The sequence below is a fragment of the Fonticella tunisiensis genome, assembly GCF_004364155.1.
Classification (GTDB): Bacteria; Bacillota; Clostridia; order Clostridiales; family Caloramatoraceae; genus Fonticella; species Fonticella tunisiensis.
In genome coordinates, this window is sequence record NZ_SOAZ01000011.1 from 58,746 (window position 1) to 82,881 (window position 24,136).

A 24,136-nucleotide genomic window follows, 5' to 3' on the forward strand; every position below is an offset into this window, starting at 1 on the left:
GTGTATGATATTATTACAATGTTATAGAATAATTCCAAACTGCCAATATTATCTTTTAATGGTATATTAGGGCTATGTGGGTTGCCCGGAGTAAATAGATAGGAGGAACACAAATGAATACTAAGGTAGAAAAAATAGAAAAAAACATTGTAAAGCTTGAAGTAACGGTACCTGTAGAAAAGTTTAGAGAAGCTCTTCAGAGGTCATACAAAAAGAATGTGGGAAGATTCAACATCCCCGGATTTAGAAAAGGAAAAGCACCAATGCAGATAATTGAAAGATATTACGGAGAAGGTGTTTTCTTTGAAGATGCAATAAATGAGCTTATTGATAAAACCTATCCAGAGGCGTTAAAGGAAAACAACATTATACCAGTTGACTATCCTGAAATTGATATAGCTCAGGTAGGAAAAGAAGTGGATCTTACATATACAGCCAAGATTACCGTAAAGCCTGAGGTTGAGCTTGGACAGTATAAAGGTATTGAAGTGAAGAAGATAGAGTATCCTGTAACGGATGAGGATGTAGAGGCACAGCTTAACTCAATGAGGGATAGAAATGCCAGAATAATAACTAAGGAAGAAGGAACAGTTGAAAAGGATGATATAGCTGTTATTGACTTTGAAGGATTTATAGACGGAGTTCCCTTTGAAGGTGGCAAGGGAGAGAACTACGAGCTTAAGATAGGTTCAGGAACTTTCATACCAGGATTTGAGGATCAGCTTGTTGGGGCAAAGATTGGAGAAACAGTTGATGTCAACGTTTCATTCCCTGAAGATTATCACGTAGAGGAGCTAAAGGGTAAGCAGGCACTATTTAAGGTTACAATAAAATCCATAAAGGTTAAGGAGCTTCCAGAGCTAGATGACGAGTTTGCAAAGGACGTTTCGGAATTCGATACCCTTGAAGAGCTCAGAGCTGACATAAGAAAGCATCAGGAAGAATCAAACAAGCAAAGGGCTAAGAAGGATTATGAAGATGAAGTTGTTAAGAAGGTTGTTGAACTTGCGAAGGTTGATATTCCTGAGGCTATGATAAACAGGGAAATAGATTATATGATAAGGGATCTTGATTACAGGCTTCAATATCAGGGGCTTACAGTTGATAAATACCTTGAAATAATGGGTATAACAATGGATACTTTAAAGAATGACTACAGAGAGGTTGCAACGACAAGGGTTAAGACAAACCTTGTGCTTGAAGCCATAGCAAAGGCTGAAAATATAGATGTAACCGATGAAGAAATAGAAAAGAGAGCGGAAGAGCTTGCAAAATATTATGGAAATGAAGATATTGAAAAGATGAAGGAAGCAATACTTAGAACTGAAAAGGCTATAATTAAAGAGGAACTTGTAAATAATAAGGTTATTGAATTCCTTGTTAATGAAAGCAGGGAATTAGAATAGAACAATTGCCAGATAAACATGGCAATTGTTCTAAAGTTTAGATAGGAGGGATAAATATGAGCTTGGTACCTATAGTTGTTGAACAAACGAGCAGGGGTGAAAGATCTTACGATATTTATTCGAGACTTTTGAAGGAAAGAATAGTTTTCCTTGGAGAAGAAGTTAACGATGTAACTGCGAGCCTTGTTGTAGCGCAGCTTTTATTCCTTGAATCAGAGGATCCTGATAAGGATATATATCTTTATATAAACAGCCCTGGCGGTTCAATATCAGCAGGGTTTGCAATATACGATACAATGCAGTATATAAAGCCTGATGTATCAACAATATGTGTAGGCATGGCCGCTTCCATGGGAGCTTTCCTTCTTGCAGCAGGTGCAAAGGGAAAGAGGTTTGCACTTCCAAATGCGGAAATCATGATACATCAGCCTCTAGGGGGAGCAAGGGGCCAGGCAACTGATATAGCCATTCAGGCTGAACACATATTGAAATTAAAGAAAAAGATTAACGAAATATTGAGTGAAAGAACAGGTCAGTCAATAGAAAAGATTGAAAAGGATACGGATAGAGATAATTGGATGTCAGCTGAGGAAGCAAAGGCCTATGGGCTTATTGACGACGTAATCACCAAAAAGAGTTAAGTGATAATTGAGGGGTGTGAAGATGTCGAAACTTGAAGACAAGAAGCAGCTAAAGTGTTCTTTCTGCGGTAAAAGCCAGGATCAGGTTAGAAGGCTTATAGCTGGTCCTGGGGTATATATATGTGATGAATGTATTGAGCTCTGCTCCGAAATAATTACAGAGGAGCTTGAAGTGGATCAGGATGTGGAATTGACGGATCTACCAAAGCCAAGGGAAATAAAGGAGTTCCTGGATCAGTATGTAATAGGCCAGGATGAAGCTAAGAAATCCCTTGCCGTTGCGGTTTATAACCACTACAAGAGAATAAACGCTCCCAAGATGAAAAACGATGATGTTGAACTACAAAAGAGCAATATCCTTCTTCTAGGACCTACTGGCTCTGGAAAAACACTCCTTGCACAGACGCTTGCAAAGTTTTTAAATGTTCCATTTGCAATAGCGGATGCCACGACTTTAACTGAAGCAGGTTATGTAGGTGAGGATGTTGAAAATATACTTTTAAAGCTTATACAAAATGCTGATTATGACATTGAAAGAGCAGAGAAGGGTATTGTTTATATAGATGAAATTGATAAGATTGCTAGAAAGTCAGAAAACCCATCCATTACGAGGGACGTTTCTGGTGAAGGAGTTCAGCAGGCCCTTTTAAAGATACTTGAAGGAACTGTAGCAAGCGTTCCTCCTCAAGGAGGAAGAAAGCATCCCCATCAGGAGTTTATTCAAATAGATACGACCAACATACTCTTTATATGTGGAGGAGCCTTTGATGGCATTGAAAAGATAATACAGAAGAGAACCCATCAAAGCTCAATGGGCTTTGGGGCAGAGATAAAAAGCAAAGATGATAGAGATGTGGGAGAAATATTAAAGGATATACTTCCTGAAGATCTGCTAAAATTCGGTCTAATACCTGAATTTGTTGGTAGAGTTCCAATAGTTGTAACCCTCAACTCCCTTGACAGGGAAGCACTCATTAGAATTTTAACCGAACCCAGGAATGCACTTGTAAAGCAGTACAAGAGGCTATTTGAAATGGATGGAGTTGAGCTGGAGTTTGAGAAGGAGGCCCTTGAGAGAATAGCCGATGAGGCCCTCAAGAGAAAGACTGGTGCTAGAGGTTTAAGGGCAATAATGGAGGAACTCATGCTTGAGGTTATGTTCGATATACCCTCAAGGGATGATGTTACAAGCTGTATCGTTACTGAAGAAACGGTTACTAAGAAGCAGCCACCTAACCTTGTTTTAGGAGAAAAGGGCAGAAAGGGAAATAAAAAAGCATCAGGAGTTAGAAAAGGACAGATTAAAAGCGAAATAGTATCATAAAAACCCTATGATTAAATCATAGGGTTTTTTTTCTTTTTTTGTATATTATTCCATGATAAGTTGCATACTAAGCATGTATAAGAAGGGAGGGTTTCTTGATGTATGGTAGTCAGATATTAGTCATTGTTAATCTTATTTTTACAGCCATAATTGGCCTATACTTTTATAATCTCCTGAAGGGCCAGCAGAGCACAAAGATATATATTGAAAAGGAAAGCAGAAAGGAGCTGGATAAGCTTCAAAGGATGAGGGATACAAGGCTTTCGGAGCCGCTTTCTGAAAAAACGAGGCCCTCTACCTTTGAGGAAATAATTGGCCAGGAGAGAGGCATAAAAGCACTTAAAGCTGCACTTTGCGGCCCGAATCCACAGCATGTCATAATATATGGCCCGCCTGGGGTTGGAAAAACTGCAGCTGCAAGGCTTGTCCTGGAGGAGGCAAAGATGAACCCCATGTCTCCCTTTAAGAGCAGTGCTAAATTCGTTGAGGTTGATGCTACAACGGTCAGGTTTGATGACAGGGGAATTGCCGATCCCTTAATAGGTTCTGTGCATGACCCGATATATCAGGGGGCAGGACAGCTGGGCATTGCAGGAATACCACAGCCAAAGCCAGGTGCAGTAACAAAGGCCCATGGAGGAATTTTATTCCTTGACGAAATAGGAGAGCTTCATCCAATTCAGATGAATAAGCTCTTAAAGGTTTTGGAGGATAGAAAGGTTATGCTGGATAGCGTTTACTTCAGCTCTGAGGATCCCAATATACCAACTCATATAAAGGACATATTCGAAAACGGTCTTCCTGCAGATTTCAGGCTGGTAGGTGCCACAACAAAGAATCCAGAGGATATTCCTCCGGCAATACGCTCACGATGTGTTGAAATATTTTTTAGAAGTTTAATGCCTGATGAAGTTGAGCTTATAGCTAAGAATGCAGCCAAAAAGGGAGGTTTTTTAATATCCGATGATGCAGCCCATCAGGTCAGCAAATATGCTACAAATGGAAGAGAAGCGGTAAACATCGTGCAGATAGCTGGCGGAATTGCCATAAACGAAAAGCGAAAAAACATAACACTTGAGGACGTTGAATGGGTAATTGAGAGTGGACATTATAATCCGCGCCCTGAGAAGAAAATCGATTCGGAGCCGCAGGTTGGATATGCAAATGGCCTTGCGGTCTATGGACCAAATATGGGAACTCTCATTGAAGTTGAGGTTACAGCCATCCCCTCTGAAGATGGTAACGGAAGGGTCACCGTTGTGGGTATAGTTGAAGAGGAGGAAACAGGTTCCTATGGAAGAAAGTTTAAGAGAAAGAGCACCTCAAGGGGTTCAGTTGATAACGTAATAGCTGTAATAAGAAAGTATTTAAAGGCCGATCCGAGAAAGTATGATATACATATTAACTTTCCCGGAGGTGTTCCAATAGACGGCCCCTCAGCAGGAATTACAATAACAACTGCAGTATACAGTGCAATAACCGGAATACCCGTTAACAATAAAGTAGCTATGACTGGAGAAATCTCAATAAGGGGCTTTGTAAAGCCAATAGGAGGGGTTCTTGCAAAGATAGAGGCGGCTAAAAAGGCAGGAGCAGAAAAGGTAATCATTCCAAAGGACAACTGGCAGGAAACCTTTAAGGACTATGATATAAAAATAGTTCCCGTTGAAAGAATTGAAGAGGTAATAAAAGAAGCCCTTATGTTTGACAACAGAAAATCAGCGAACTTCACTAACGACGTAAAGTCAAATGTAGATGTGCTTTCAGCAGAGGGAGTATCTTGATAGGGAGTTATGCTCCCTATTTTTGTTTAGAAACAATATATAATTGGTATACTGTTTCGCGGTATTAGGAAAGACTAAATAATAAGCATTGATGTGTAATTTTCTTATAAGTTGAAAAGTTTTTATATTATAAGGTATAATATTATAAGTCTTCTCAAAAAAGAAAAGATCTCTATAGAAGGAGATGATATAGATGAATGAATTAAACAACAGCATACTTCCCCTTTTACCTCTGAGGGGAATAACGATTTTCCCCCATATGGTTTTACACTTTGATGTAGGAAGGGCAAAGTCTATACTTGCCCTTGAGGAGGCAATGGTAAAGGACCAGACCATTTTTCTTATTACCCAAATAGATCCAAGAATTGAAAACCCTGGACAGGATGAACTTTATAAGGTAGGTACTGTTTCCAAGATAAAGCAGATTTTAAAGCTTCCAGGGGATACAATAAGAGTTCTGGTTGAGGGGGTTCACAGGGCAGAGCTTTTGGAGATTGTGCAGGAAGACCCTTTCTTTCAAGCCAGGGTGAACATACATAGTGAGAGGGAAGTAGATAAGACGCCGGAAGTAGAAGCCTATATGAGGCAGGCCGTGAAGCTTTTTGAAGAATATATGGAGCAGAACAATTCAATTTCTCCCGATGTTCTTATGACCCTTGAGGGTATAGATGAGCCAGGAAAGCTTGCGGATGTTATAACTTCATACCTGTTATTAAAGCAGGATAAGAGGCAGGAGCTATTAGAGGCAGTAGATCCTGTTGAAAGGCTTAGCAAGCTGCTATCCATAATTTCAAATGAAATAGATATATTGAAGATAGAAAGAAAAATAGGAGCAAAGGTTAAGAGAAAGATAGACAAGATGCAAAAGGAGTATTACCTGAGAGAACAGCTCAAGGTTATACAGGAGGAGCTTGGGGATAAGGATGGCATGCAGGCTGAGATTGAAAGCTATAAAAAGAAAATAGAGAAGGCAAAGCTTCCAAAGGAGGCCAAGGATAAAGCGTTATATGAGCTTTCAAGGCTTGAAAAGCTCGGTACTGCATCGCCTGAAAGCGGAGTTATAAGGACATACCTTGATTGGGTTGTGGATCTTCCATGGAGCAAAGAAACAAAGGATGTTGATGACATCAATAAAGTAAGAGAAGTGCTTGAAAAAGAACATTATGGCCTGGAGGATGTAAAGGAAAGAATACTTGAATATCTTGCGGTAAGAAAACTAAATAAGAATATGAAGGGGCCTATTCTATGCCTTGTTGGACCTCCAGGTGTGGGCAAAACCTCAATTGCCCGTTCAATAGCAAATGCAATGAATAGAAAGTTTGTGAGAATGTCCCTTGGTGGAGTAAGGGACGAAGCAGAGATAAGAGGACACAGAAAAACATATATAGGTGCAATCCCTGGAAGAATTTTATATGGTATGAAGCAGGCCGGTTCTAAAAACCCCGTTTTTCTGCTTGATGAAATAGACAAGATGAGTTCAGATTTTAAAGGTGACCCTGCAGATGCACTCCTTGAGGTGCTTGATGCAGAGCAAAATAGCACCTTCAGGGATCACTACCTTGAACTTCCCTTTGATCTTTCAAAGGTACTCTTTATAACAACTGCAAACACACTCGATACTATTCCAAGGCCTCTATTGGACAGGATGGAGGTTATAGAGCTTTCCGGATATACCGATGAAGAAAAGGCACGCATATGCAGCAGATATCTTATTCCAAGGCAAATTAAGGAAAATGGGTTAAAGGAGGAAAATCTTACAGTATCAGAAAAAGCTATAAAGGATATTATAAACCTTTATACTAGAGAATCAGGTGTAAGAAACCTTGAAAGAAGAATTGGTGCCCTGTGTAGAAAGGTTGCCATAGAGGTTGCTGAAAATCCTGATAAGAGGGTTAAAATTACACAGCAAAACCTTCAAAAGTATCTTGGAGCACCAAGGTTTAAATATGAAGAAAGGGCCAACAGGGATCAGATAGGTGTGGTTATGGGCCTTGCATGGACTGCCTACGGTGGTGACACCCTTCCAGTTGAAGCTGTCCCTATGAGCGGAAGTGGAAGGCTTGAACTTACAGGTAAGCTTGGCGATGTTATGAAGGAATCTGCAAGGGCTGGTTACAGCTTTGTAAGGGCCCATGCAAAGGAATTTGGGATTGATGAGGAATTCTATAAAAATACGGACATCCATATTCATGTTCCCGAGGGGGCGGTTCCAAAGGATGGTCCATCAGCTGGAGTTACAATGATAACATCCATGGTTTCAGCCCTTTCTAAAAAGCCCGTCAGAAGCGATATAGCCATGACTGGAGAGATTACTCTTACTGGAAGAGTGCTTCCTATAGGTGGAGTAAAGGAAAAGTCCCTTGCAGCATACAGAGCTGGGATAAAAGTAGTGATACTTCCTTCAGACAATAAGAAGGATATAGATAAAATACCTGAAAACGTTAAGAAGAAAATCAAGTTTATATTTGTGGACAGAGTTGAAGAGGTTCTAGAGGTTGCATTAAAGGGGGAGGAGTCATGATAATAAGAAAAGCAGAGCTTGAAAAAGTTGCTGTAGACCCTTCTCAGTATCCCTTAGCGGGTTATCCTGAGGTAGCCTTTGCAGGAAGATCAAATGTGGGTAAATCATCCCTTATAAACTCCCTTGTAAATAGAAAGTCCCTTGCAAGGATAAGCAGTACTCCGGGGAAAACAAGAACCATTAACTTTTATAATATAAACGATGCTCTTTACCTTGTGGATCTCCCCGGTTATGGATACGCAAAGGTATCTATGGAGGAAAAGAAGAAATGGGGGAAAATCATAGAAGAATATTTAAATAAGAGGCAGGAGCTTAAACTTGTTATTCTTCTGGTGGATATAAGGCATGAGCCAACAGGGGATGATAAGCTTATGTTTGAGTGGATGAAAGCTACCGGTTCTAAAATGGTTGTTGCTGCTACGAAATCAGATAAGCTTTCAAAGAACCAGATAAATAAAAACCTTCCTTTAATAAGAAAGAGTCTGAATATGGCTTTAGACGATATACTCATTCCCTTCTCTTCAGAGACGAAGCAGGGAAGGGAGGAGCTGTGGAATATTATTGAGAAATACTGCCTGATAGAAGGGCAGAAATCTATCACAAAGGACTAAGAGCTTAGGCTTTTAGTCTTTTAATAATTTTTTAATTTTGATAGTAGACTGTATTGTGTGATATAATTTTTTTATATTAAGTTGTTGTGATAGTTCCTTTTTTATAAGCTGTGATAAAAAAATATATGAAACGAACTATTTTAGCGAGCAACTAGAGGTTCTTAGCGGGTGGGCAACTGATAAGCTGAAGTAGAGTTCGTGGTGTTTGAGCTAAGCAAGTTTTAAAAGCTTACTTGGCTTGTCAGCTGCCCCGAGCTTTAGAACCTCTGTGCGCAAGCGTAGTTGTGAGAGTAATATATTTTTATCGCAGCCTGCTTAAAAAGCCAAACTGGCACAATGCATTATATAGCTTATGAAGGAGAATTTTTATGAAGGATATTAGCTATGTGGATATGATAAAGCTAATTGCTTTTATAATATTTTTAATAATGCCTCCCTGGTTTGCAATGCTTGGACAGCTTAAAAAACGAATTCCTGCTTTTTTAACGGTTTTGATGACGTTAGGATATACCTTTATTTGTACCTTCGGGCTTCTTCTCTCTCAGTTTACACAGACTATTATTCCCTTTATACTGGTGCTTATAACCATACATCTTGCAAAGAAAAATAATGATAATAATGAGATAAACTACTATCTTAGAAGTTTAAGCGGGAGAAAGAAGAAGGTGATTTGGTATTCCATTCTCTTTAAAATAGCAACGCTTATAATAACAATGTATTTTGTATATGAACTACAAAAGCTTGGATTTGCAGTCAAAGAACAGGAGATATCCAATCAATTTATGAATGAGGATATTATTTCTGTAATTCTTTTATCAATTCTTGCAGTGGTTATTGCACCGGTCCTTGAGGAGTTTGTATTCAGGCACATTTTATACAGGGGCTTTGCTATGAAAATCGGCAGGGTTCTATCGGCAATTTTAACAAGTATTATGTTTACAGTGCTTCACTTTAACCTTGCAAGCTCCGCAGCCATTTTTTCAGTAGGACTTTTTAATTGTTATCTATATGAAAGGGAAGGCTACAGGGCGGCGGTTTTAAGCCATTTCATATTCAATCTTACGTCTGTGGTTATGGCACTGCTTGTAAGATTTAGCGGCTTTAATTTGACATAGCTTTCGGAGGGATATATTTGAAACGACAAACAAAAGCTGATTTATCACTTCTTGGAATAACTATAGTATGGGGAGCCAGTTTTACTCTTATGAAGGAAGGTATAAAGGATATACCTCCCTATACTTTTTTAGCCATAAGATATTTTTTGGGGTCATTAGTGCTTATTCTGTTTTTTAGAAACAGAATAAGAAATTTAAACCTAGAAACTTTAAAATATGGATTTTTAATAGGATTAGCCCTGGCATGTGGCAGTATTTTTCAAATACTGGGCCTTCAGTATACAACGGCATCTAAATCAGGGTTTATAACCGGACTTGCAGTTATATTTGTTCCGGTAATTATGGCGGTATTATATAAAAAACTGCCTGGTTTCAAAGCAGCAGCTGGTATATTAGCTTCGTTATTAGGGCTTGGACTTTTAACTTTAAACAACAATACAGGAATAAACGGTGGAGATATTTTAACCCTCTTCTCCAGCGTTTTTTTTGCATTTCAAATAATTTTTGTTGATAAATATGGTGCAAAATTTGATTCACTCGCACTTACTGTTACAGAGATGGTTGTAGTCGCTCTTTTTTCAGGTATACTTGGAATCTTCTTTGAGGGATTTAAGGTTGTTGTTACCCCAACCTCAGTCTTTTCAATACTTTTTACAGCGATTTTCTGTTCAGCGCTTGCATACTGGGTTCAGATGGAGATGCAAAAATATACTACTGCAAGCCATGCGGCGGTTATATTCCTGGGAGAGCCGGTATTCTCCATAATAATTGCTGCACTTTTTTTAGGGGAGGCAATGACAGTTAAAATGGCGCTGGGGGCAATGCTCATACTTTTAGGCATGATAGCAGTCGAGTTCAGTTCACAATAAAATAAGCAGCAGTTATATAAAGGAATATAACTGCTTACTCTATAATGGGGATTTATTATTTTTTTCCAGTAAGCCCCTTAACGATTTCGTCAATTATATATGCATTTTCTGGTGGGAGAAATGGCTTTAAAGAATATAAAAGTCCTATTCTTGGATCATCCTCCTTAAGTAAGTTGTTTGGATCGTTTGGGTCTATCTTTACCTGTGACAACATAGCCATGAGCTGGTTTATATCCATTGAACCTAATATTTGGAATAATTGTGCAAAATTAAGTTGTCCAAGGGCATTAAAGTCTATTGGTTGAGGCTGATTATTCCTGTCATGGCGTCCCATTATTTCAACTCCTTTCAAAAGTATGTATAGCATGGGCTCTGTGGCCCATACCTTGCACCTATATGTCTTATATTTACCATACTTTGGTGTTTCCTTTAAAAAGCATTATGCTCTCAAATCAGCATGCAGCGGGGCCGCGTTTTTTTATGAGAAGTATCAAAGCTATTAATAAAACTATGAAAAATATATTGCTCGGAGATATATACACCAGATGCATTTCCTTATGATCATGGTGATGCTTATGGTGCTTGTGATGTTTATGATGTTTTTTATGGTCACATGGGATGGTAAGCGCAGGGTTAGGGCATATATCCTCCTGTAACATAGTCTCACCTCATTTATTAAAATATTTAATGTCGAAATATGGATGCTTAATAATATTTTATTCCTGTTTCAACCAAAAGGTTACAAATATATTTGCGCTAAAAAAGAGTTACCCTGCGGTAGCTCTTTTATGCTGTTGGAGGACTTGGAGTTATAACTGGTGGTGCAGGAGTAGATGAAGCTTGAGGAGCTACCACAGGGGCTGGTTTATGTGGAAGTACAGAGTTGATTGTTAATATAACTGCAAGTATACCCATTATAGAATCTACGATTCTAATTTTGTCCGGAGGTAGGAGTGGCTTCATGGTATTTAAAACAACAAACCTTGGATCCTGTAAATAGGGTTCAGGTATTGGAAGAAAAGGTGATGGAACACCAGGATTTTGAACCTGGCCGTAGGGCTGAGGAAAAATACCGGGGTTTGATGATTGATATCCGGGGTTTGCAGCAGGGCCCGACGAAGCATTTCCAAACATTTTCGTAACCATTGGTATTAGAGGAATTAACTGGTTTATATTAATGCCATTAAGTGCACTGGCTAGTGATGATAAATTCATACCTCCAAGGAGCTTTCCCATCGCATTAAGATCAAAACCTGGTATTGCAGGAGTTTGGTTGTTTTGCATTTTATCACCGCCCTTAATATTTATGTAAGGGGCCCCCAGGGCCTCAATGGGGTCCCCGATTAATAGTATCCTCTGAAGCAGCTGCAGGCAACAAGGATGAACAATGTGATTATAAACAATCCACCGTTAGACATTAATCCATACTCAGGACCACCACCAGGAGCCCCGGCTACGCCACCGCTACAGCCAACTCTGAACCACTGGAGAACGATAAGGATAAGGATTATTATAGCCCAGAGAGAGTTGCTACCAAATCCGTACATATAAAATCCTCCTTTCAAGGAATCCCTTCTATTATCTATTTAGATATAGATAGGGGTAGGCCCCCTATCTATTAGCAGGAGTATCTAGCACCGGCTACAGGAGCTGGGCCTATACCCATTGGGAAATGCCTAAAGCAAGCACAGGCAATGAGGATGAAGAGGGCAATTATAAATAATCCTCCGTTAGCCATTAATCCAAACTCAGGACCACCACCAGGAGCACCAGCTACGCCACCGCCCCAGCCAACTCTAAACCACTGGAGAACTATGAGAATAAGGATTATTATAGCCCAGAGAAAGTTACTGCTAAATCCGTACATAGTACAACCTCCTTTATAAAATAAATCTAAAACTAATATAATTGATTTTAAAAACTTAAGAATTATTAATCATTTGTACATCATGTGTTTATTAATAGCATCTTGGGCAAGCCATAGGAGCTGCTCCCATTCCAATTGGGAAATGCCTAAAGCAAGCACAGGCAATGAGAATGAAGAGGGCAATTATAAATAATCCTCCGTTAGCCATTAATCCAAACTCAGGACCACCACCAGGAGCCCCGGCTACGCCACCGCCCCAGCCAACTCTAAACCACTGAAGAACGATGAGAATAAGGATTACTATAACCCAGAGAGAATTACCACCAAACCCGTACATAGCACAACCTCCTTTATAACTTATATACTTATACACAGAACTTCCAGAGACACAGGATCAGAATTATTATAAGAATGATAAACAGCCATGACCAGCCTCCATAACCGAACATGCCATATCCTGGATAACCATATCCTCCATATCCGGAAGTTGGATATCCAAAGAATCCGTAGGCGCCAAATCCAAATCTACTAAATAATAGTATTATGATGATTATTATCAACCATATTAACCAGGACCATCCAAAGCCTGTAGATGCAGGAGCGGCAGCAGGGGCAGCGCCAGGGAATAATGCACCTAAATTCATAATTTCACCTCCAATACAATCTGGGTGGGTAGGAAAATTTATCATTAACTATTAGAGGGAAGAGAGGATAACCTCCCTGGAAATTACTAATATCCATAACCACCTCTACCATATGCGCAATATCCTCTGACTACTGGATAGTGGTTAAAGCAAGAACAGGCAATGAGGATGAAGAGGGCTATTATAAACAATCCGCCGTTAGCCATTAATCCAGGTTCAGCTCCAGGAACACCAGCTACACCGCCGACACATCCAACTCTAAACCACTGGAGAACGATGAGGATAAGGATTATTATGGCCCAGAGAAAGCTTCCATTAAATCCATACATACTGTTTTACCTCCTTTAAGTTTTTTCTGTTGAAGATAATCGAATTTTGTAAAATTATCTCCTAATACAGTGTATTCTGATAGTATAGGATAGGTTACATAACGTTTAACTTCTAGAGCATTTTTTTAGATTTTTTGTAGTAATTTTAGTAGTAAAGATAGTACATTCTTCTGTAGGGCATATATCTATATGGCATATATCTGTATGGTATCTGATATCTGGTACATATGCATGCAACAATGCTAAATAGTGTAATTATAAAGAGGCCTCCATTGTTTACCAGATTGTTGGGATCAGTGGTAGGTGTACCCATCCACTGTAAAACTATAAGGATGAGAATGATTATGGCATATAGATCAGGATAGGTATATCCATATCCCATATAAACACCTCCTCTTCAAGCTAAAGAAGTAATTTAGCATTTTATGATGCGTTCTGTCACATAAAGGCAATAAAAAGTCGAAAATTGTCATTAGATTCCTAATAATAATTTATTCATTTAGGATAGGATGGTTACAAAAAAAGGGATATATATCCCTTTTTATAAGTTATGTTAAATTATTGTTTTGAAAAACCTATTAGAATTAGTTCTAACTTTATATGATGTGCTATTTTTAGCTTTTAAACAGGCTTTGCTAAAGTCACGAAACTTTCAGGATTTATCTGCATCCCTTCGCCAAGAACTTCTAATTGCCCGCTTTATGTGAATTTCATATATTTTTTATCTTCGCTCAACTCCTGAACTAGTACAACAAGTTAATCTAGAAACTATTTTCATAATCTTTTGGTGAACTTTGTTTCATGCGGAGCTAGTTTGAAGCTTTGCTGCCAGAAAGAAATGTATCGATTACTGACTTTATCCCCAGGGCATGTAGCATTCCATCAATTATCCTGCACTTGTCCTCCGGGAGGAAAGGTTTTAGTGAATTTAAAATTACTATTGAAGGATCACATGGAGAGAGTGGACTATACTGTGTTTGTTTGGTGATATCAGAAGATAGGGAAGGATGTTGACTTATTATGTCTTCAGAATTTGATGATTTATTTTCCTCAGCATTATAGAGTGGAAGAAAAGCATTTGACATCATAGATATTATCTTATTAATGTCTATATTCTTCATAACCTTCGACAAATCTGATGGTGTTATGTTATTTAAGGTTTGAGATTGAGAATTTAAATCAACTTCAGAAATGGAAGTATTATGATCTTTTTTCTTATAGTGATGTCCCATAGTATCACCTCGTTTATAAATATGTAGGGGAGGGAAATCAATCCATCCCTGTTATTTAACAGCATTTTCCTATAATCAATATCAGTGCTATAACCAGGACGACAAAGATGAAGTTGTTTTTATTAAAGGCGTAGAGGTTATAGTATATAGGAAATCTTCTAAAGTATGAAGGAAGCGCAATTCGTCTATTACCATAAACAAATATAATGAGGAAGGCTATAATAAGCACAATTATGAGATTTCTTCTTGATAATCGAGTGAATAAAGGCAGCAGGCCTAAATAATTCATAACACCACCCCGCTTTCCTGAGTTTAAGGGATATGTGATAAATAAGGGTTTTAAAGTAAGAATTAAAATAAGGGATCTTCAATGGAACCTATAGGGTTTCAGGAAAGGGGTTTTTATAAGTAGCTATAGGGCAGCATTCTGCAATTTTAGCTATGCCGCCCTTTTTGACTCTAGCAGCCGCAGCGATGATGTCTATGGTGGCGCTCATGCATTGGTCTAAGGCAGCTGCATGCAATAAGAATGAACAGAGTGATTATAAATAGACCTCCATTACTAATAAGGCCTGATTCAGGCAGAGCTCCAGGAGCTGCTGCTCCGGCAGTGCCCAAGCAGCCTACTCTAAACCACTGAAGTACAATAAGAATAAGAATTATGATTATATAAATGTTCGGATAACCATAACCTACATAGTCCTTATGTCTCCTTGACATTATAAAACCTCCTTTACAGGTTTAAACTTTTATTTTAAACTACCCGGCAATACGCGGGCTTCGGGGAATCAGGAGTATTATCAAAACGATGAGTAGTATCAGAGGAAGTATTGAAAACCCTGGTCCCCATACAGGTGGATAAATTGGCCTGCATCTTTTGCTGTGGCGTTTGTGATGCTTTTTTTCAATTATTTTTAGAGGATAAGGGTAGTTTAAAAAGCCGTAACCTCCAATTTTAAGGGATGTGTTTCCAAAGATTAGTATAATAATTAAAACCAGGATTATTATTATTAAATTGTTTGATTTTGGAGGGACATTTTGTGGAGGAACGCCAAGCCCTGGAAAAAGAGCTCCTAAATTCATATAAACACCTCCTTTACTGTATATGGTTCTGTCGAAGAGTGTCTAACTATATCTAATAATAATGTATTCGCTGAAAACAAAAATGGTTACAGAAAATAGGAATAAAATTGTCAAATTATATCATGTCTATATCATCTAACCATTTGCACCAAGTTGTATAAACTATAAGTTTATGCAATAATCAAATAAAGGGGGTTTTAAAGAGGTGAAAAATGTGAATAAAACGAAAAAGCTTATCTTTGATGCTGCTATAAAATCTTTTTCACAGAAGGGATTTCATAAAACAACAGTGGATGAAATAGCCGAATCAGCAGGCGTTGCAAAGGGAACTTTGTATTACCATTTTAAAAGTAAGGAGGAAATATTTAAGTTCATAATTGATGAAGGAACAAGAATAATAGAAGAAGAAATACTGGATAGGACAGAGCATCTCGAAGATCCCGTGGAAAAGCTAAGGACAATATGTTATGTGCATATTGAACTTGTTACAAAACATGTGGAGTTCTTTAAAACCATACTCAGTCAGATGTGGGGAAACGAGGAAAGGCAAAATCAATTAAGGGATGTTTTAGCCGGATATTTCAAATTGATTGAAAAATATCTTACAGAGGCAGCCGACGAGAAGTATATAAAGGATAAAAATATGGAGATAATTGCATTTAATTTCTTTGGAGTTATGATATCAACTATTATTTACAGTCTTATGCACAGAGAAAAAAATGTAAAGGATTTAGCAGATACCTTTGTGGATTTTATAATGGGTGGAATAGGAAAATAACCTATCTTAATGGCAGGTTATTTATTGTTTTTATGTATTTCTATTCCTGTTTCTTCACATCCTATCTTTATACAGTATTTTAAGATGGGGTGTAAAGTTATGAGAAAAAAGATAATTATTATTCTGCTTTTAATTATCTTTATTGTAATTTTTGCGCTGGGCTACAGGAGAATTGTTGATAAACATGAGCCATCTCAGGACGCTGAATATGTCGATGCAGCTAATACATTAAAAATTGTAAAGGACATGATTAAAGAAGAGGATAAAGCAGAGTATGTTAATAGGGTTTATAAAGTTTCATTTATGTATCCTAAAAACTGGCAGGAAAAGGAGGAATCAAGGGATAAAAGTGGAGTGCCAACTGCCTATGAAGGCAAGCATGGATTCTTCAAGATAGATACAATAGAAGGAAACAACATTGATATGGATACGATTGCGGTGGAGATGGTACAAAAAAAAGAGAAGCCATATGGCGAAAGCCCCCATATGTACAGCGTAGAGATAAACAATACAGGGGGAATATTTATTATTCCGTCCTACGATCAAAATGAAAAATTTAAAGAACAGGCAGCCTTTATAGTTAAATACCCTGAGCCTGTCATAATCGACGGCAGGGCCCAGAGGTATTTTGTTCTGTATTCCGATGTTGACAAAATAGAAAAAATAGTAAAATCACTAAATTTTTTAAAGTAAAGAAGGCACGTATATTCTACTTGTTTAGGCCGTATATTAGAGGTACGAGCACAGGTACCAGCGCTGAAAGCAATGCACCGTTTATGAAGGATATAACCGCCGTTTCCTTATCAGTGGCTTCCGAAATTATTGGCAGGGTAGAATCCATTGAGGTTGCACCGGCTGGAGCTATTGCAGATAAATGGTTTAGTTTATCGGCTATAATGGGTATTGCAATAACGGCGATAAGCTCCCTGAACACGTTCGTTAAAAAAGCTATAGTACCGGCTTTAGGACCTGCAATGTTTTTCAGCATCACTCCGGAAAGGCTGTACCAGCCAAAGCCGGAGGATATGGCAAGGCCGAGGTTTAGGGGCATGTTATATATAAGGCCTGATATTACTCCACCTATAAGGCTTCCTGCTATTATGGATAATGGAATTAAAAGAACCCTGAGCCCCATTTTTTTAAGGTTATAAAATATCTCTCTGTTTGAGCCAAGGTCTATTCCAACTGATAGAATAAGCAGGTTTAAGGCAAAGGAGGAAATGGAATCAAGATTTGATACCATTTCCCGAGGAAGTATAAATTTGCCGCTGAGTATTCCTGCAATTAAAGCAATGAGTATTGTATAGGTCATTTCCTGCTGTCCTCCTCCATAAATCTTCTGGATATGATATAAACCAGCAATATACTGAAAAGAGTCGTAAACATTGCAAATGTCAGGGCCTTTATCCCCATGGTTTTAAGATCTAGAAGCATTTCTTTATTTGCACCAATTGAGGCTCCCATTGAAAATAGAAGGAGTATTATTCCTGCCTGCTGAAATCTTGAATTATATTTTATAACCCTGTCTGGAACAGCTTTTTTCAATCCAAGGAGCATTCCAATTATCAAGCTTACTATTATAGTCCACATAAGCACACCCCCTACAGAACATTATTGCATTATTTGTCCTATTATACAATATATTTTGGATGGAGGTATAAGCTTTTAAAATGGATATTTAATTCTTATTTGTATAAAAATTATACATATGTTAAAATAAGGATGAGGTGTTGGGATGAAGGGAGTAAGAGTCGTCGTTACATACAACTGCAACATAATGTGCAGCCACTGCAAATATGGATGCAGTCCATTAAAAAAGGGAATAATGAGTCCAAATGAGTTCGAAGAAAGGGTTGTAGATGAATATAATAGAGGTTTTGAGGATTATATAATGATAGAAGGAGGGGAACCATTTTTACATTCAGGAACGGTTTTTAAGTATATGAAAAAAATTTTACATCTTAATACAAAAAAATATATAGTTACTAATGGATTTTGGGGAGGATTGGAGCCATATACAGATATACTCCAGGATTTTAAAAGAAATGGTCTATCAGGAATTGTTATAGAATATGATTATTTCCACTCATTATTTATAAATATGAACACGATAAAAGAAGCAATAATTAGAGCCAGGATCGCGGACCTTGATGTTAAGCTAAAGGCAGTGTTTGTTACAGGAAATATAAAGGATAAGTCAGACATAAAGACATTTGAATATATAAAAAAACTTAAGAATGAATTTAATGGTATTGAAATTGTCTTTGATGAGGCACATGGTAGGGATAGGGAGGAATATATACTCCCTTCGAGGCGCAATATCATTGAAAAAGAAAGGGTTGTGTTATACAAATCGAAATAGGCTGTCATATGGCAATATACCGATGACAGCCTATTTTAATGTGCGCCCGGCATGGGCGACAGCTTGGCGGTGAAAGTCCGCTGTGGGCTTGGTAGTGGGAACCACTAGCCAAAGGCAAGGGTGTCCATCGTGAGGTGGAATCTGAAGGAAGCCGGAGGCAAAGTCCCGACTCGATGAACAAGAACCACATAAGAGGCTGACTTGAGGCGGACGAGTTTGCATTACAAAACAAAGTCCAACACTACCCGAACCTCATGCAGTAAATGTGGCGAGTGCATGGGATGAAGGCGGTCGCTCTTACCCGGGGAGGTCTAACAGATACACCATTAAAAAGAATGAACTTTCTAAATGGTAACCTACCCAGTGATGGATAGCTGAACTGTTAGAAGTCAGCAGAGGTCATAGTACTGTGAGATACGCGTTATCACGGGAAGGACTTACGCTCCGAGGTTTTAATTTTGAAGACTTCGCGAGATACTCAAAGACTGCAGAAAACTGAATATACAGGCTACCTTGTTGAGAATAATGTGGAACATGAAGGTAAACAAGGAGTGCACAGAGTATCTCCGGCAGTCCCAGAAGGAGAAACCAGTGCAGAGGAATACGGAACCTTGGAGAGAATACTCTCAAGAGAAAATATGCAAAGAGCGTATAAGAGAGTAATTGCTAATAAAGGCAGCCATGGAGTAGATGGAATGACAACCGATGAACTTCGGGACTTTCTAATACAAGAATGGCCAGAAATAAAATTAGCAATACTACAAGGTAAATACAAACCACAGCCAGTTAGAAGAGTTGAAATTCCAAAGCCCAATGGAGGAATTCGACTACTTGGGATACCGACTGTGCTTGACAGGTTAATTCAACAAGCGATAGCACAAGAATTGACATTAATATTTGACAAGGACTTCTCTAACAGCAGTTATGGATTTAGACCAAACAGGAGTGCAAAAGAAGCAGTAAAGAAAGCTAATGAATATATAAACGAAGGGTATACATGGGTAGTAGATTTAGACCTTGAGAAATTTTTTGACAAAGTAAACCATGATATACTAATGAGCCGTGTAGCAAGGAAGGTAAAGGATAAGAGGGTACTAAAACTAATAAGGGCATACCTAAAATCCGGAGTAATGCTAAACGGAATAAAGGTTAAAAACGAAGAAGGCACCCCACAGGGCGGTCCATTAAGCCCACTTTTAGCAAATATAATACTTGATGATTTAGACAAAGAACTAGAAAGAAGAGGACATAAATTTTGTAGATATGCAGATGACTGCAATATATTTGTTAAGAGTAAAAGGGCAGCTAATAGAGTTAGAGAAAGCATAACAGAATACATTGAAAAGGTAGTTAAATTAAAGGTAAATAAGGAGAAGAGCGCAGTTGATAGACCATGGAAGAGGAAGTTTCTTGGATTTTCATACTATATAATCCGAGGGAAATCTAATATAAGGATAGCGGAAGAAAGTATAAAGAAATTCAAGAGTAAAATAAGGGAAATAACTAGTCGAAGGAAACCAATAAGCACAGAAGAAAGAATTGAGAAACTTAATCAAATTACAACGGGATGGGTAAACTACTTCTCTCTTGCAAAAGGGAAGAAACACATGGAAGAACTAGACCGATGGATAAGAAGAAGATTAAGGATGTGCGAATGGAAATTATGGAAGAAGGTTAGAACAAGGATAAGGAATCTAATAAGATTAGGAATGACCCCATACTTTGCAAAAATATATGCCAACACCCGAAAAGGGTATTGGCATATAGCAAACAGTCATATCCTAGCAACAACTCTAACTAACGAATATTTTGAAAAGCTAGGTTATAAAAGCCTAACATCACAGTATTCCAAAATGCATGAAAACTAACGAACCGCCGTATACCAGACCGGTACGTACGGTGGTGTGAGAGGACGCTGAATAAAATAATTATTCAGCTCCTACTCGATTTCTTCATTTAGTTGTTGCAAGGATATCGCTTTCGTTAACCCTGTCATCCACTAAGGAGCTGTAATGCTGATTTTGTTTGAAATTTCCTTCTTTTTCATTATAGTTCCAAACTTCCAAACGGCAAGCATTATAAGCAAAAGAACGGATGTAGTTAAAATGCCTGCCTCGGGCCCAAAACTTCCACCTGTCAAAAGGTTGTCCTTTAAAATCTTTACCCCATAAAATCCCTTAGAATCAACACCGCTTACAGGGAAGCCAAATATATTTCCCTGAAAATAATTCCAGGTTATATGGAAGCCTGCCGACATAAATATGCTTTCAGTTTTTATGTACATAAGTGCAAACAGAATTCCTGTTAAAAATATGTTGATTAAGCCCAAAATTTTTAGGTTTGGATTTCCAAGATGAAGCAGCGTAAATATTATTGATGAACCTGCGACGGGAGCCCATTTGATTTGAGTCTGCCTAAGTACCATTATGCAGTATCCCCTGCTGAACATTTCTTCAGCGATTCCAACAAAGATAAACGTTATAAGCCCATACAACATATAATAGTTAAACTGAGGATGAGAGAGGCTTATATTATCGATCTTAAGAAGTATAAAAAATATAACTGACATAGAAAGGATACCAAGCAGAAGGCCAAAAATAAGTTCCTTAAAGCTTTTCCTTGAGAATATAACCCCAATATCCCTAAATTTCCCCCTATCAATTAGCTTAAGCGCCACAGCAACAGCAGCAATTATAGAGAGATTTCCTGCCAGGCCTAACATATAATTTCTTACAGGGCTTCTTAAAACAATCTGTATGGCATAATCCTCGGATATGCTAAGGGCTTTAAACTTAGACCATGAGACCATAAGGGAAAGGGATAGAAAGCTTATAACATAGTTAAGAACAAAGGCAGCAAATATACTGGCCATAAGAACGATCCAGATTTTCCACCCGGATCTTAACTTTCCGTTTTTGTTAATAAATATGCGCATCATTCTACACCTCCTGTAAATCTTCATTTTATATATATGAGATAAGTTTTAAATTTACGATAGAAACTATAAAAGTTATTAAAGATTTTATAACCATTTCCTACAGCAATGCTCTGCTTCTCCATCAATTGCATTTGTAATACTTATCTGAGGCTGATATAATCGTTTTATTGAGTTTGTGATTAGATTGGATGTGATAATATGAAGGCAAGAATCACAGCAAAGAGACACGAATTCTACAATACAACCTTTAACGTTTCTTTTTTAAACTATGACATTGCAGCAGGTATAATTGAAAATACCAAAAGGATTGTGACTGCGGACTTTGAAAGCGTTGAATTTATGTTCGATGCTCCATGGGAAGAGAGCATAGTCAAAAATAGAGAGATATTAAACATTAAAAAACCCAGGGAAGCATCTTATTACATGTACTTCGTCATTATAAAGTCCATAGAGGCCCACTTAGGCGAAGAAGTTAAAACCCTTATGATTATAGACGACAGGGATACAGTGCTGAAGAAGATGTTGACTAAGAATATTGTCCTAGTGGCAAATGGAAGGCCAGTCGAGATCAATTTAACAGGACAGAGATACTCAAATGTGTTTAGCGTTAGAATAAATGATATAAATAGGGAAGATTTTATAACCGGCTGCCAGGTTGAGATAGAAGAAATAAAGGATGAACTTAAAAAGTATACAAAAAGGTATAATGAATTAGTGTATACAATGCAATCAATATATAATAATGCGCATAGAAACAGCTCAAATATTCATAGAATTAATGGAGCCTGAAGGCTCTTTTTTCGTATGTAGAATTCGAAATATTTTGAAATGTCGGGATGCAGGATTTATAATATCTCTATAGGGTCAGTTAACCTATAATAACGATGGAGTTTAAGATGTATTTAAATTAACTCGTTATGCCGAGCCTTAGAACCTCTGTGCGCAAGCGTAGTTGTGAGAGCAATATATTTTTATCGCAGCGCCTACCTGTAGGTATTTTCTGCTTTTATTCCAACGAACTTTTCAGAGTAGTACAACAAGTAAAATTAACATAATGTTAAAACTATGAAGGAAATCATACTGCTTTATAGAATTCTTTAATAAATATAAAGCTTAATCATAAAGTACTATGGGGGGAAAACTATGCAAATAAAAAAGCCTGCAAGGGCAGGTACGATGGAATCAAACGATATATACATTATTAGTACAGCCAAAGGACGGTGGAGTAGAAATAAACCTCGAAGAAAAGCTAAAGGGAACAAATCTGACGATTATGACAATAGAGGAGCTTAAAAATATTGCGGAAGAAATGACAGGAAAGCCTGAGGGGATAGAGTTTGAGGATAGGATTTAAGCAGTTGTTGAGTGCAGGGATGGAACGGTTATTGACGTTGTGAGGAAAATCAAATAGGTTTTAGTGCTTGATTGGCCGTCCCAAATAATTTTAGACAGGTGGTTTTATGTATATGTATAATTTAGATATTAAGAATATAGATTTGAATGATAGCAATGAAAAACATCAAGTCGAAGCTTTTCTCGAAAAATTTAATTTAATTCTCGATAGCGATATTGAATGTACTTTTGTTGCAAAGTTCAACGATGAAATAGTCGGCACCTGTTCAAGCTCAGGGAATGTTTTAAAATGTTTTGCTGTAGATGGAGACCTTCAGGGAGAAGGTATTGCTTCAAAGCTAATAACTCATATTACAAACCTTCTTTTCGATAAGGGTATATATGAAACCTTCATTTTCACAAAGCCTAAAAACATAACTATATTCAAGGGAATGGGATATTATGAGGTTTATTCAACAGGGGAAGTTTCTCTTCTTGAAGGTGGAATGGCAAATGTAAAAAGATATGTTGAAAGCATGTTAAAAAAAAATGGACTCGGCAATGGAAAAAAGGCTGCCCTTGTTATGAACTGCAATCCCTTTACACTGGGTCATAGATACCTCATAGAAACTGCATCAAAGGAAAACGATGAGGTTGTGGTGTTTGTTGTTGAGGAGGATAAATCCATTTTTCCATTTAAAGCAAGGTTTCAACTTGTAAAAAAAGGAGTAGAAGGACTTAAAAACGTTCATGTTGTTCCTGGAGGGCATTATATAATATCCTCAAATACCTTTCCCTCCTACTTTTTAAAGCGGGAGGATGAAAGGCTTTCAGCATATACTATGTTGGATGCGGGAATATTTGGAAAATACATTGCCCCTGTATTTAACATTGTAAAAAGATACGTGGGAACTGAACCCTACTGTCCAATGACAAACAGTTATAATGCTGCACTGAATGAGATACTTCCGGGATATGGAGTTGAGGTAAGGCTTATACCAAGGCTTGAGATAGATGGAGTTGCTGTAAGTGCATCTACGGTTAGAAACCTTATTAAAGATGGTGAAATGGAGAAGGTAAGGTCGTTTGTACCTGAGACAACCTATGAATTTCTTGTTTCAGATGAGGCAAATGATATAATGGATAGGCTGAGAAAATGAAATACTAAGCGCTGCCTTGGGCTTTAAAGGTGCTTCGATAAAAATATATTCCATTCACTGATATGTTTGTGCAGGGAAGTTCTAATTTTTATATGAAAGAGGAGTTGAATTTAAAAAACTTAAAAATCAATTAAAAAGTG

The 24,136-nt window shown here is 37.8% G+C and carries 30 protein-coding genes; 16 read left to right on the top strand and 14 right to left on the bottom strand.

Going from position 1 to position 24,136, the window contains the following annotated elements; translation table 11 throughout:
- Positions 1-113: 113 nt before the first annotated feature.
- The 8 genes from tig (at position 114) to EDD71_RS08120 (ending at position 10,271) form a co-directional block, all read left to right on the top strand.
- Positions 114-1,406 (top strand): trigger factor, encoded by a 1,293-nt coding sequence (gene tig / locus EDD71_RS08085; protein WP_133628228.1) that lies wholly within the window; start codon positions 114-116, stop codon positions 1,404-1,406.
- 56 nt (positions 1,407-1,462) lie between these two features.
- Positions 1,463-2,047 carry an ATP-dependent Clp endopeptidase proteolytic subunit ClpP gene (gene clpP / locus EDD71_RS08090; protein WP_133628229.1) on the top strand — a complete coding sequence of 195 codons (585 nt, stop codon included), beginning with the start codon at positions 1,463-1,465 and terminating at the stop codon, positions 2,045-2,047.
- 22 nt (positions 2,048-2,069) lie between these two features.
- Entirely contained in the window at positions 2,070-3,371 is a 1,302-nt protein-coding gene (gene clpX / locus EDD71_RS08095) for an ATP-dependent protease ATP-binding subunit ClpX (protein ID WP_133628230.1), read from the top strand.
- Between the two features lie 98 nt (positions 3,372-3,469).
- Positions 3,470-5,155: an ATP-dependent protease LonB gene (gene lonB / locus EDD71_RS08100; protein WP_133628231.1), complete on the top strand. Its 1,686-nt coding sequence runs from the start codon at positions 3,470-3,472 to the stop codon at positions 5,153-5,155.
- 193 nt (positions 5,156-5,348) lie between these two features.
- Positions 5,349-7,676 (top strand): endopeptidase La, encoded by a 2,328-nt coding sequence (gene lon / locus EDD71_RS08105; RefSeq protein ID WP_133628232.1) that lies wholly within the window; start codon positions 5,349-5,351, stop codon positions 7,674-7,676.
- Positions 7,673-8,287, top strand: coding sequence for a ribosome biogenesis GTP-binding protein YihA/YsxC (gene yihA, locus EDD71_RS08110; RefSeq protein WP_133628233.1), 615 nt, complete (start codon positions 7,673-7,675; stop codon positions 8,285-8,287). The genes lon and yihA overlap by 4 nt, the downstream gene beginning before the upstream one ends.
- 368 nt (positions 8,288-8,655) lie before the next feature.
- Positions 8,656-9,402, top strand: coding sequence for a CPBP family intramembrane glutamic endopeptidase (locus EDD71_RS08115; protein ID WP_133628234.1), 747 nt, complete (start codon positions 8,656-8,658; stop codon positions 9,400-9,402).
- A gap of 17 nt (positions 9,403-9,419) precedes the next feature.
- Positions 9,420-10,271 carry a DMT family transporter gene (locus EDD71_RS08120; protein WP_133628235.1) on the top strand — a complete coding sequence of 284 codons (852 nt, stop codon included), beginning with the start codon at positions 9,420-9,422 and terminating at the stop codon, positions 10,269-10,271.
- Positions 10,272-10,326: 55 nt separating this feature from the next.
- On the opposite strand, the gene EDD71_RS08125 is transcribed toward EDD71_RS08120, so the two are convergent.
- From EDD71_RS08125 to EDD71_RS08175, 11 genes are all read right to left on the bottom strand, one after another.
- Positions 10,327-10,623: a hypothetical protein gene (locus EDD71_RS08125; protein WP_166636397.1), complete on the bottom strand. Its 297-nt coding sequence runs from the start codon at positions 10,621-10,623 to the stop codon at positions 10,327-10,329.
- 434 nt (positions 10,624-11,057) lie between these two features.
- The gene (locus tag EDD71_RS08130; protein ID WP_133628237.1) at positions 11,058-11,555 is read right to left on the bottom strand and encodes a hypothetical protein; all 498 of its coding nucleotides are present in this window, start codon (positions 11,553-11,555) and stop codon (positions 11,058-11,060) included.
- 59 nt (positions 11,556-11,614) lie between these two features.
- Complete coding sequence (locus EDD71_RS08135) at positions 11,615-11,818, bottom strand: hypothetical protein (protein ID WP_133628238.1); 204 nt, start codon at positions 11,816-11,818, stop codon at positions 11,615-11,617.
- Positions 11,819-11,889: 71 nt separating this feature from the next.
- A complete protein-coding gene (locus EDD71_RS08140) occupies positions 11,890-12,138 on the bottom strand; it encodes a hypothetical protein (RefSeq protein ID WP_133628239.1) in 249 nt (82 codons plus the stop codon).
- 91 nt (positions 12,139-12,229) lie between these two features.
- Positions 12,230-12,475, bottom strand: a complete 246-nt coding sequence (locus EDD71_RS08145; protein ID WP_133628240.1) for a hypothetical protein — start codon at positions 12,473-12,475, stop codon at positions 12,230-12,232.
- Between the two features lie 28 nt (positions 12,476-12,503).
- Positions 12,504-12,782: a hypothetical protein gene (locus EDD71_RS15530; protein WP_207669312.1), complete on the bottom strand. Its 279-nt coding sequence runs from the start codon at positions 12,780-12,782 to the stop codon at positions 12,504-12,506.
- Positions 12,783-12,868: 86 nt separating this feature from the next.
- Positions 12,869-13,111 carry a hypothetical protein gene (locus EDD71_RS08155; RefSeq protein ID WP_133628241.1) on the bottom strand — a complete coding sequence of 81 codons (243 nt, stop codon included), beginning with the start codon at positions 13,109-13,111 and terminating at the stop codon, positions 12,869-12,871.
- 145 nt (positions 13,112-13,256) lie between these two features.
- A complete protein-coding gene (locus tag EDD71_RS08160) occupies positions 13,257-13,493 on the bottom strand; it encodes a hypothetical protein (RefSeq protein ID WP_133628242.1) in 237 nt (78 codons plus the stop codon).
- A 427-nt stretch (positions 13,494-13,920) separates the two neighbouring features.
- Positions 13,921-14,343, bottom strand: coding sequence for a hypothetical protein (locus EDD71_RS08165; protein ID WP_133628243.1), 423 nt, complete (start codon positions 14,341-14,343; stop codon positions 13,921-13,923).
- A gap of 459 nt (positions 14,344-14,802) precedes the next feature.
- Complete coding sequence (locus EDD71_RS08170; RefSeq protein ID WP_133628244.1) at positions 14,803-15,063, bottom strand: hypothetical protein; 261 nt, start codon at positions 15,061-15,063, stop codon at positions 14,803-14,805.
- Between the two features lie 39 nt (positions 15,064-15,102).
- Positions 15,103-15,426 (bottom strand): hypothetical protein, encoded by a 324-nt coding sequence (locus tag EDD71_RS08175; protein ID WP_133628245.1) that lies wholly within the window; start codon positions 15,424-15,426, stop codon positions 15,103-15,105.
- Positions 15,427-15,640: 214 nt separating this feature from the next.
- Here EDD71_RS08175 and EDD71_RS08180 point away from each other — a divergent pair, with 214 nt between their 5' ends.
- Positions 15,641-16,204, top strand: a complete 564-nt coding sequence (locus tag EDD71_RS08180; protein ID WP_166636398.1) for a TetR/AcrR family transcriptional regulator — start codon at positions 15,641-15,643, stop codon at positions 16,202-16,204.
- Positions 16,205-16,303: 99 nt separating this feature from the next.
- Positions 16,304-16,897, top strand: coding sequence for a hypothetical protein (locus EDD71_RS08185; protein ID WP_133628247.1), 594 nt, complete (start codon positions 16,304-16,306; stop codon positions 16,895-16,897).
- 16 nt (positions 16,898-16,913) lie between these two features.
- On the opposite strand, the gene EDD71_RS08190 is transcribed toward EDD71_RS08185, so the two are convergent.
- Both EDD71_RS08190 and EDD71_RS08195 read right to left on the bottom strand, forming a co-directional pair.
- Positions 16,914-17,516, bottom strand: a complete 603-nt coding sequence (locus EDD71_RS08190) for a LysO family transporter (RefSeq protein WP_133628248.1) — start codon at positions 17,514-17,516, stop codon at positions 16,914-16,916.
- Positions 17,513-17,794, bottom strand: a complete 282-nt coding sequence (locus EDD71_RS08195) for a LysO family transporter (RefSeq protein ID WP_133628249.1) — start codon at positions 17,792-17,794, stop codon at positions 17,513-17,515. The genes EDD71_RS08190 and EDD71_RS08195 overlap by 4 nt, the downstream gene beginning before the upstream one ends.
- A gap of 145 nt (positions 17,795-17,939) precedes the next feature.
- Here EDD71_RS08195 and EDD71_RS08200 point away from each other — a divergent pair, with 145 nt between their 5' ends.
- Positions 17,940-18,566 (top strand): radical SAM protein, encoded by a 627-nt coding sequence (locus tag EDD71_RS08200; RefSeq protein ID WP_133628250.1) that lies wholly within the window; start codon positions 17,940-17,942, stop codon positions 18,564-18,566.
- A gap of 458 nt (positions 18,567-19,024) precedes the next feature.
- Positions 19,025-20,434, top strand: a complete 1,410-nt coding sequence (gene ltrA / locus EDD71_RS08210) for a group II intron reverse transcriptase/maturase (protein ID WP_133628251.1) — start codon at positions 19,025-19,027, stop codon at positions 20,432-20,434.
- A 131-nt stretch (positions 20,435-20,565) separates the two neighbouring features.
- Here ltrA and EDD71_RS08215 read toward each other — a convergent pair whose 3' ends face one another.
- Positions 20,566-21,504: a CPBP family intramembrane glutamic endopeptidase gene (locus EDD71_RS08215; RefSeq protein ID WP_166636399.1), complete on the bottom strand. Its 939-nt coding sequence runs from the start codon at positions 21,502-21,504 to the stop codon at positions 20,566-20,568.
- 198 nt (positions 21,505-21,702) lie between these two features.
- On the opposite strand from EDD71_RS08215, the gene EDD71_RS08220 reads away from it, so the two are divergent.
- From EDD71_RS08220 to citC, 4 genes are all read left to right on the top strand, one after another.
- Positions 21,703-22,293 (top strand): hypothetical protein, encoded by a 591-nt coding sequence (locus EDD71_RS08220; protein ID WP_133628253.1) that lies wholly within the window; start codon positions 21,703-21,705, stop codon positions 22,291-22,293.
- Between the two features lie 354 nt (positions 22,294-22,647).
- Positions 22,648-22,797 (top strand): hypothetical protein, encoded by a 150-nt coding sequence (locus tag EDD71_RS15730; protein WP_243116425.1) that lies wholly within the window; start codon positions 22,648-22,650, stop codon positions 22,795-22,797.
- The gene (locus EDD71_RS15735) at positions 22,778-22,858 is read left to right on the top strand and encodes a hypothetical protein (RefSeq protein WP_341472334.1); all 81 of its coding nucleotides are present in this window, start codon (positions 22,778-22,780) and stop codon (positions 22,856-22,858) included. Before EDD71_RS15730 ends, EDD71_RS15735 begins: the two co-directional genes overlap by 20 nt.
- A gap of 112 nt (positions 22,859-22,970) precedes the next feature.
- Positions 22,971-23,996, top strand: a complete 1,026-nt coding sequence (citC, locus tag EDD71_RS08230) for a [citrate (pro-3S)-lyase] ligase (protein ID WP_133628254.1) — start codon at positions 22,971-22,973, stop codon at positions 23,994-23,996.
- Positions 23,997-24,136: the final 140 nt, after the last annotated feature.